Genomic DNA, 9,252 nt, shown 5'->3' with positions numbered 1-9,252 from the left:
AAGAAAAATAATCGATTCCTCAGACCAAAATAGCGAAGCTCAATTTTTTTATCTGGCGGATGACAACGATTCTTTACTAATTGGAATGAAAATCGATTCAAAAAAACATGTTCTAGATAATGGCATTTTCAAAATCATTGACGCAACAGAGTTTGATAGTTTACAAGGAAACTACACAAAAAAAGGAGGTATCCAAGAGGTAATACAAACCAAAACACATAAAATAACTAATTATGTTACTTATTCCTGTAGCACTATCCAAAAATATTTGGACGTTATGAACTCAATAGCTCAAACTAGTTCACTAAAAATTAGTAATCTGAACTTCAACATGATTTTATTAGCAGAACAAGCTGACACAACTAGAAACAACAGAATTACTTTTGCAGTAAATACTGATTTAGTAACCGGTGACCCACTCTTAATGACAGCTTACGATGCTGGTGACTTACGACCTTAGCTTATGCTTGAGTTATATTATTCACAACATGTGTTAAATCTATAATTCTGAGCAAAAAATTCCCATTGAAAGCTCAGAATTATTTGATGTTCTATCTAGTCATTACCGCCATTTCAGAAACATATGCTTTTCTAAATCATTTAATAGACGTAAAATCGCAAAACGGATTACAGTACAACTTATATTTCATTTTTTCTATCTTTTTCTGGGGCTATTATTTTTTTTCAATTTCAAACAAAAAATCAGACAAAATACCAATCCTTCTTTCCATCGCATCCACTTTTTATATATTAATATTCACCAGATTTTATGAAAACAATTTTGATACTCAGATAGGTATTACGCTCACTTTGTATTACATTCTAATTTCACTATTCTGGTTCTTTCAGAAAACAGAAACACCCAACGAGGAAAGCATCTTTAACGACCCTAATTTTTGGATAAGCTCTTCTTTAATTTTGTGGTCATGTTTTTTCCTTTTTCGCATGACTCCAATGCATTACCTAGATAAAAGTGACCCTACTTTTTTACAGTTCTTGAAAAACATGTTTTTCATCGTTAACATAATAACTTATGCTTCATTTTATATCGCCTTACTCAAGTATCAAAAAAAACAACTACTGAAGTGAACGAAATTCCAGATACCATAAAATCCGCATATCTTTTAGCGATGGTGATTATGATGCTTTTTGTAATCTTCATTATCCTTATTGTTATACTATACAACAGAAGACAACTGCTCCATATCAAAGAGAAGCAACTTGCAGAATCCGAATACCAAAATCAACTTCTGCAAAAAGAACTAGAACGACAGCAAGCCATACAAAAGGAACGCGAACGAATATCTCATGATATGCATGATGATCTTGGTGCAGGAATTTCTGCACTGAAACTTCAGGCGGAATTTATGAAACAAAAAATAAAAAATGATAGTGAACTCGAAAAAGATCTCAACGAGTTAATCTCCACCGCCCAAAATATGACCTCCTCCATGAGAGAGATGATTTGGAGCTTAAAAGCGCAAAACGATACACTTTTCAATTTCATAAATTACGCAACAAGTTATGCGGAAAATCTAGCTTATAAAATGTCAGTTAATTTACATATTACCAAAAATATTATAGAAGAGAAACAAATCAACACAGAGACACGCAGGAATCTATTCTTATGTGTCAAAGAGTCCTTCAATAATATTTATAAGCATAGTAACGCCAAAAATATCGCATTATCATTTTCACAAGTCCACTCCAAATTTACTATCGAAATTTGTGATGATGGAAAGGGATTTTCACCAAAAGAAAAAAATGGAAACGGACTTAGAAATATGAAAAACAGAATGAAAAATATTGGTGGAGAATTCTTGATTCTCACCAACAATAATGGAACTGCAATACAACTAACTGTTGATCTATAAAAACTAAACAACAAATTTGAGCTGATCTCCTTCTAATCTAAGTTGACTATCGAAATTATTAGTGAAAAGGGCACCTGTCCCAAGGCCTTGAGGCATCGGATTTTTCTTCGTAAATGTATATTGCGCGATGGCATTAAGTCCAATATTACTTTCCAAAGCTGAAGTAATCCACCATCCTATTCCATGGCCTTCTGCAATAGTAATCCATTCGTCACAGCCAGAAAATCCACCGACCAACGCAGGCTTCAAAATAATATATTGTGGATTAATCACTTCTAATAACTTTTTCTTTTCATCAGAATGTATAACCCCAATCAATTCCTCATCTAAAGCAATTGGCGTTGGAGTATTCATGCATAACTCGGCCATTTTTGGATTTCCTGCCTTAATGGGCTGCTCAATTGAATGGATTTCTAATTCAGAGAGCTCATTTAAAACAATTTTAGCTTCTTCAGCAGAAAAAGCACCATTAGCATCCACTCTCAATTCCAGCTTATCTGAAGGAAAAGTTTTGCGAAGGTTCTTCAAAATTTCTTTTTCAGAAGTCCAATCAACACCAATTTTCAGTTTGATACAGTCAAAACCTTTTTTGAGTTTTTCTTCAATTTGTTGTTGCATAAATGAAACATCTCCCATCCAAATCAATCCATTAATCTTAATTGAAGCCTCGCCTTGAGTGAACGCACTTGGAAAGTAGAGGTCAGAGCCATGCTCCAAATTAAGTAACGCTTGCTCTAATCCAAATAATATCGAAGGAAAATGTAAAAGCTCTACTATTAAATCCTCAAAATCCCAATTAATATGCTCACAAAGCCAAGCTAGTTTGCTTTCATAACTTGGTGTATCATCGTAGCTCAAACCTCGAAACAAAGCACATTCACCGATCCCCCTTCGACCTTCTTTGCTAATCTCAAGGATAAAAGTCTCCTTAGTACGAAGTATACCGCGAGATGTACCACTAGGATTTTTGAATTGAAGTTGATAAGGATAAAATTTTGCAGTCATAACCAGAGAAATTAGTTGGAAATTGGCACAAATTTAAAATAAATCTCAAAACCGTTACCAATAGAGGATTCAAGACTATAGACTGCGTTAAGTGAATTCAATCTTTCTTTAATATTTTTCATCCCAATTCCCACTTGAGATTTTTTCGAATTAAGGTTGAACCCTTTTCCGTTATCACTGTAGGTGCAATGTACTTCTTTTTTAATCTTCTTCATTCCAATTAGGATTTCGGTAGATTCTCCGTGCTTAATAGAATTTGCAATTAATTCCAAAATAATTCTGAAAACTTGCAGCTGCTGATTTCGGTCTATACTATTAATCTCCTCATCAAAGTCAACATTAATATCAATAGACCCTGTCTTATTATAGAGTTTGAAAACCTGTTGAAGAGCAGTATTAAGGTCACCCTTCTCAAAAAACGGCGAAGCTAAATCATGACTAACCTTTCTTGTTTGATCAATCGTCATTTTACTAATATTAATAAGATCATCAAAACTTTCCGCAATATTGGGAACTGATGAATATTTTGCCTTAAAAACTTGCAAATTAATTAGTAATGCCGCCAAATTAGATCCTACCTCATCATGCAGGTTTCTTGCAATCCGCTCTCGCTCTTGAGTTTGTGCGGTAATAATATTCATCATCATATCTTCTCGAAGACGCATCTCTAAAGACGCTTTCTCCAGCTCCTTCTGAACGATTTTCTTCCTGATGTAAAATATAAAGACAAAGAAAGCAACTCCAAGACAAAACAAGAAAACAACGACGAATAAAGCGATATAATTTAAGCTCTCTCTGTTAATACTCTCCATTCTCGATATACAAAAATTTGATAAACAATATATCCCAGTGAATTAAAAATCCAAATATCCAATATAATAGGCTCGCTCATAAACGTCAAATCAAAATTTCCACTAAGGAAAATGATACTACTGGGCACAAAATAGACGATGAGACCAATGAAAAAATTAAAATATTGCGGCGACTTTTCCTCTATCACGTTATAAATCCCAAACAAAGACAATAAAATTAAAGTCAAAGAAATACTGACCACTTCTACTGGATTAAATCTCCAAAACAATTCGGGATTATTGATGTATTGTCCAATGATAATGGAAAGGACAATTATGTAAATAACTACCATTAGACGTCTTATCACTATATTTCTTAGAAAAAACTGATAAAAAAAGACACCTAATACCAAAAAATTAAAAATGAAATAGAAATGGGACAAATAGAAGTTAGAACCAGGCTGAGTAGATCCAATAACGTTGCAAAGCACCTCAACGATACTCATCCCAACCAAATAAAACGTCAAAATGTGATATAACATATCTTTGCCTTTCCTCTCTTTGAGAAAAAGAAAAATATTGACAAACAGTATTAACAGTCCAACTAAGCTGACTGCAACTGGAAAATACATATTAGGAGCCATCAAAAAACTATTCTATTATAATTTTCCCTTTTCCTTTGATATCAGTTCTTGGATCAAACACAAAATCAAAATAAGACGCCTCTCCAGATTTACCTCTAATGGTATCCGAAGTCCTCCCATATTCTTTACCTTCAACATCAAATATCTTTACAACAACTTTCTGATCAATATCTTTATTAAAAATCAAATAAGCTTGTACAACATTGTTGACACCATCAGAAGCACTACTGACCTTCGTTTTTCCTACATCCAAACCTATTTTTTTGAGCTGGTCCGAGACAACAACTGTATTGTCAAAACTCTCATTAATTCCATCTCCTACTCCATCTACAAACTCCGAACCTGTCTTACTTACAATTTCTCCGCTCCTATGAATTGTATTTTTAGCTTTATCTTTTGCCCAATCACAGGAATTGGTTAACCAACCCAAACCGAACAAGATTGCTAGCAACCCTATTTTCTTCATCTCTTGTTTTTTTTCTTAAAATTTTAGTGATTAGAGGTGAAACAAAATTCAGCAAATCTCAACCTCTTTATACTATTAGAAAGGACTTATTCCTTTACCGCATCCATTCTCATAAATTCCTCTGCTTTTGCAACCATATCTTTGGAACCACAAAAGAAAGGGACTCTCTGATGCAATTCTGTAGGTTCTATTTCAAGGATTCTTGTAAATCCATCACTCGCAGTTCCACCAGCTTGTTCTGCAAGAAAAGCCATAGGATTACATTCGTACAAAAGTCTTAATTTACCGTTAGGCGCGTTAGCATAAGAAGGGTACATATAGATTCCTCCTTTGATCATATTACGATGGAAATCTGATACTAGTGATCCAATATACCTCGAAGTATAAGGACGATCTCCTTCCATCATTTGACAATATTTCAAATAATTTTTCACTCCTTGAGGAAACTTGATATAATTCCCTTCATTAATGGAATAAATTTTACCTGTTGCTGGGAAAGTCATATTAGGATGAGAAAGATAATAAGTTCCCAAACTTGGATCCAAAGTAAAACCGTTAACCCCATTTCCCGTGGTAAAAACAATCATCGTCGAAGACCCGTAGACTACATATCCAGCTGCTGCTTGATTGACTCCTTTCTGAAGAAAATCCTTAAGTTCTACAGGTGTTCCAGGTTCCGTGACTCTTCTATAAATTGAGAAAATAGTTCCTACCGACACATTAACATCAATATTGGAGGATCCATCTAACGGATCAATCAACACCACATATTTGCTCAAATGCCCATTATCACTAGGTACAATTTCGATAAAATCGTCACTTTCTTCAGATGCAATCCCGCAAACTACTTCTCGTTGGGACAAAGCAGCAATGAAAATATCATTCGCTAAAACATCAAGTTTTTGTTGATCCTCGCCTTGCACATTAGTATTTCCCACTTTTCCGATGATGTTGGCGATTCCTGCCTTATTTACTTCCCTATTGACTACTTTGGAAGCCAATCTAATGGATGAAAGTAATCGGGATAATTCACCCGTAGAGTACAGAAAATCATCTTGTTTCTCGATAATAAATTCTCCTAATGTTTGTAAAGATTGATCGGACATAAAACTTTTTTTGGTATTCCTCAAATTTCGTAAAATTATTTTGAATAAAGGAGATAAATTACAAATTATCCCTTTTCACCCCTTACTTTCACCCTAGTTTTCAACTTTTTGCCGTTATTTCACAGTTTTTTAATACTTTTGACAATTATTTTCTGTGCTTCAAAAGCGCAAACCATAAAACATAAGAAACTGATTTACTTTTAATTAAATGAAAATTTTCAAATTTGGAGGTGCATCTGTTAAGGATGCCGAAGGTGTAAAAAATGTAGCGTTGGTTTTAGAAACCCAAGGTTTTGAAAACTGTTTGTTAGTTGTTTCCGCTATGGGAAAGACCACTAACGCTTTGGAAAAAGTTGTTGAGTATTACTTTTCTGAGAAGGATTATCGTTCCGAAATTGAAACTATCAAAAAAAATCACATTGATATCGCTAATGGATTATTTGATGAAAACCATTCGGTTTTTGCAGAAATTTCGTTGTTTTTCGATGATATTGATTCCTTTTTAAGAAGAAACAAGTCTCCTAATTATAATTTTGTTTACGACCAAGTGGTAAGCTGTGGCGAGATGATTTCTTCCAAGATTCTTAGCGAATATCTCAATGAAATCAAGTTCACCAATAATTGGTTGGACGCAAGAGATTATGTTAAGACGGACAACACTTATAGAGAAGGCGTTGTTAATTGGTCTAAAACGCATGAGGTGATTTCAACAATTGCAAAAAATCAATCTTACGTAACACAGGGATTCATCGGATCAGACGAAAACGGATTTACAGTTACTCTAGGAAGAGAAGGTTCGGATTATTCAGCTGCAATTTTCGCTTATTGTCTTGATGCCGAATCGATGACTATTTGGAAAGATGTTCCTGGAGTAATGACTGGAGATCCAAGAAAATTCGAAAATGTACAATTGCTATCCAATATTTCCTACGAAGAAGCAATTGAAATGGCTTACTATGGAGCAAGTGTTATCCACCCGAAAACACTTCAGCCTTTGAAACAAAAAAATATCCCATTTTTTGTAAAATCTTTTGTAGAGCCTCTAAAACCAGGAACCAAAGTAAGCATCACTGATGATAACGAACATCAGGAATCTTATATCTTAAAAGAAAACCAAACTCTTCTAAGAATTGCTACCCGAGATTTCTCTTTCATCGCCGAGGACCACATCAGTCTGATTTTTGAATTACTTGCAAAATTCAATATTAAAGTTTCGATGATGCAGAATTCAGCAATTTCCTTAGCTTTATGTTTGGAAGACAAATTTGGAAAAGTAGACGAATTGGTAAGCGAGCTTAACAAACAATTCAATACCGAAACCATGAAAAACGCTAGTCTTTTCACTGTTCGTAATACTGAATTGAAAGATGCTAGCAAATTCTTTGAAGGCAAAAAAGTACTTTTGGAACAAATTTCGGGGAACACTTTACAAATTGTTCAACAATAGAAAACAGCAAAAAACAAATCTGCATGAGTCTCATTTCAAAAAAAGATCTTATCCTCGCTTCTGGGCTTAATCGTCTAGGATTCCTCAAGAATCCAGTCGCTCGGGTACTTATGCGCTTTACGAAAATTGATGCTGTTAATCACCTCTACGACAAACTAAAAAATCTTAATGGAAAAGATTTCTTTGATTCCTTTGTCAGAGAACGAAATTTAAAATACATCGTCTTCGAAGAAGACCTTGCCAAGATTCCAAAAACTGGCCCCTTTATTTTGGTTGCTAATCACCCTTTAGGAGCTATTGACGGAATTTTGATGTGTAAAATTTTGACAGAAGTAAGACCAGATTTCAAAGTGATGGGGAATTTTCTTTTACAGAAAATTGAGCCCATGAAACCCTTTGTAGTAGCTGTTAACCCTTTTGAAGGTAGAAAAGAACTTCATCAGAGCAGCAGTGGTATGCGAGAAGCGTTGAAACACCTTCAAGACGGAGGATGTTTGGGGATTTTTCCCGCAGGAGAAGTTTCTAACAAGAATAACGAGTTCAACGAAATATTGGATAAAGATTGGGAAAAAACGGCACTTAAGTTTATTAAAAAAGCGAAAGTTCCCATTGTTCCCATGTATTTCCACGCCAAGAATAGTTCCTTCTTCTACAGAATGGCAAAGATTCATCCTGATTTGCAAACAATGATGCTTCCTTCTGAAATGATGAACAATCGGGAAAATCCAATCCGAATCAGAATTGGAAAACCCGTCTCCGTCAAAATGATTGAAGAACAGGACAATTTGGAAGAGCTGAGCAATTTTCTCCGCAGAAAGGTGTACATGCTGAAGTCCTATTACGAAAAAAGAAAATCTCTACAGGAACAATTAAAAATTCCTGACCTTGCGTTAAAATTACCTTTGAACAAGGAAGAAAATATTGTACAAAACATCATCGATGAAACCCCTCTTGATGACCTTAACAGAGAAATAGAAACTCTTAGAAAGCAGGACAAATTGCTCTTCAAGAATGGTAATTATGAGATATTCTTTACCGATTACAAGAGTATTCCTTCTGTTATGAGGGAAATTGGAAGACAGCGAGAAATCACATTCCGAGAAGTTGGCGAAGGAAGCAACCTTCCTTTTGACCTTGACGAGTATGATCCATATTATTACCACTTGTTTTTATGGGATAATAATGCACAAAAAATCGCTGGAGCATACCGAATGGGATTAGGAAGGGAGCTAATGGCCAAAAACGGAATTAACGGCTTCTATACCTCATCTTTGTTTGAATTTGATCAAGAAATACATCCATTTTTCAAAAAGGTGATAGAAATGGGTCGTGCCTATATTCTAACAGAATATCAGCAGAAACCATTGCCACTATTTTTACTTTGGAGAGGTATCGTGCATGTCTGTCTACGAAATCCTGACCACAAATTCTTGATGGGAGGAGTAAGTATCTCTGATAAATTTTCAGAATTCTCAAAATCTTTGATTATTGAGTTCATGCGGTCTCACTATTTTGATTCCGCAGTTGCACAATATGTACATCCTAAAAACGAATTCAAAGTTAATCTGAAAGCTAGAGACAAGAATCTCTTCTTTGAGGAGGTAGAATCCGACCTTAACAAGCTGGACAAGATTATTGATGACCTAGAACCTGAGATGCGTCTTCCGGTTTTGATCAAAAAATATATTAAGCAAAATGCAAAAGTAATCGCCTTCAATGTAGATCCAAGCTTCAATGATGCGATTGATGGATTGATGTATATTAGAATCAGCGAACTTCCAGAAAGCACAATAAAGCCCGTTTTGGAAGAGTTGAGCGAGCAATATCGCACCGAACAAGAAAATAACGAATCTGAAAATCAGTAAATTCAGCAAAATTCGATTTTTTTTTGATGTTTTTTCTTGCATGATTCAATTATA

At 34.7% G+C, this 9,252-nt stretch carries 9 protein-coding genes; 4 read left to right on the top strand and 5 right to left on the bottom strand.

Annotated features, from left to right (window positions below; all coding sequences use genetic code 11):
* Positions 1-460, top strand: a 460-nt coding sequence (locus AC4AGG_RS00500) for a hypothetical protein (protein ID WP_489770004.1), incomplete at its 5' end; no start/stop codon positions are given.
* A 625-nt stretch (positions 461-1,085) separates the two neighbouring features.
* Complete coding sequence (locus AC4AGG_RS00495; RefSeq protein ID WP_489770003.1) at positions 1,086-1,874, top strand: sensor histidine kinase; 789 nt, start codon at positions 1,086-1,088, stop codon at positions 1,872-1,874.
* Positions 1,875-1,877: 3 nt separating this feature from the next.
* On the opposite strand, the gene menC is transcribed toward AC4AGG_RS00495, so the two are convergent.
* The 5 genes from menC to fbp form a co-directional block, all read right to left on the bottom strand.
* On the bottom strand, positions 1,878-2,879 hold the full coding sequence (menC, locus tag AC4AGG_RS00490; protein ID WP_489770002.1) for an o-succinylbenzoate synthase: 1,002 nt from the start codon (positions 2,877-2,879) through the stop codon (positions 1,878-1,880).
* A gap of 11 nt (positions 2,880-2,890) precedes the next feature.
* The gene (locus AC4AGG_RS00485) at positions 2,891-3,691 is read right to left on the bottom strand and encodes a sensor histidine kinase (protein WP_489770001.1); all 801 of its coding nucleotides are present in this window, start codon (positions 3,689-3,691) and stop codon (positions 2,891-2,893) included.
* The gene (locus AC4AGG_RS00480; protein ID WP_489770000.1) at positions 3,664-4,314 is read right to left on the bottom strand and encodes a hypothetical protein; all 651 of its coding nucleotides are present in this window, start codon (positions 4,312-4,314) and stop codon (positions 3,664-3,666) included. The genes AC4AGG_RS00485 and AC4AGG_RS00480 overlap by 28 nt, the downstream gene beginning before the upstream one ends.
* A gap of 7 nt (positions 4,315-4,321) precedes the next feature.
* Positions 4,322-4,780 (bottom strand): hypothetical protein, encoded by a 459-nt coding sequence (locus AC4AGG_RS00475; protein WP_489769999.1) that lies wholly within the window; start codon positions 4,778-4,780, stop codon positions 4,322-4,324.
* Between the two features lie 86 nt (positions 4,781-4,866).
* A complete protein-coding gene (gene fbp / locus AC4AGG_RS00470) occupies positions 4,867-5,886 on the bottom strand; it encodes a class 1 fructose-bisphosphatase (RefSeq protein ID WP_489769998.1) in 1,020 nt (339 codons plus the stop codon).
* A gap of 208 nt (positions 5,887-6,094) precedes the next feature.
* On the opposite strand from fbp, the gene AC4AGG_RS00465 reads away from it, so the two are divergent.
* Positions 6,095-7,333 carry an aspartate kinase gene (locus tag AC4AGG_RS00465; protein WP_489769997.1) on the top strand — a complete coding sequence of 413 codons (1,239 nt, stop codon included), beginning with the start codon at positions 6,095-6,097 and terminating at the stop codon, positions 7,331-7,333.
* Between the two features lie 23 nt (positions 7,334-7,356).
* Complete coding sequence (locus AC4AGG_RS00460) at positions 7,357-9,198, top strand: bifunctional lysophospholipid acyltransferase family protein/GNAT family N-acetyltransferase (protein ID WP_489769996.1); 1,842 nt, start codon at positions 7,357-7,359, stop codon at positions 9,196-9,198.
* The last annotated feature ends 54 nt before the right edge of the window (positions 9,199-9,252 follow it).

Source organism: Chryseobacterium sp. CG10_8 (assembly GCF_058117085.1).
The sequence above is the reverse complement of the archived record's forward strand: the minus strand, read 5'-3'. Positions and strand labels throughout refer to the sequence as shown.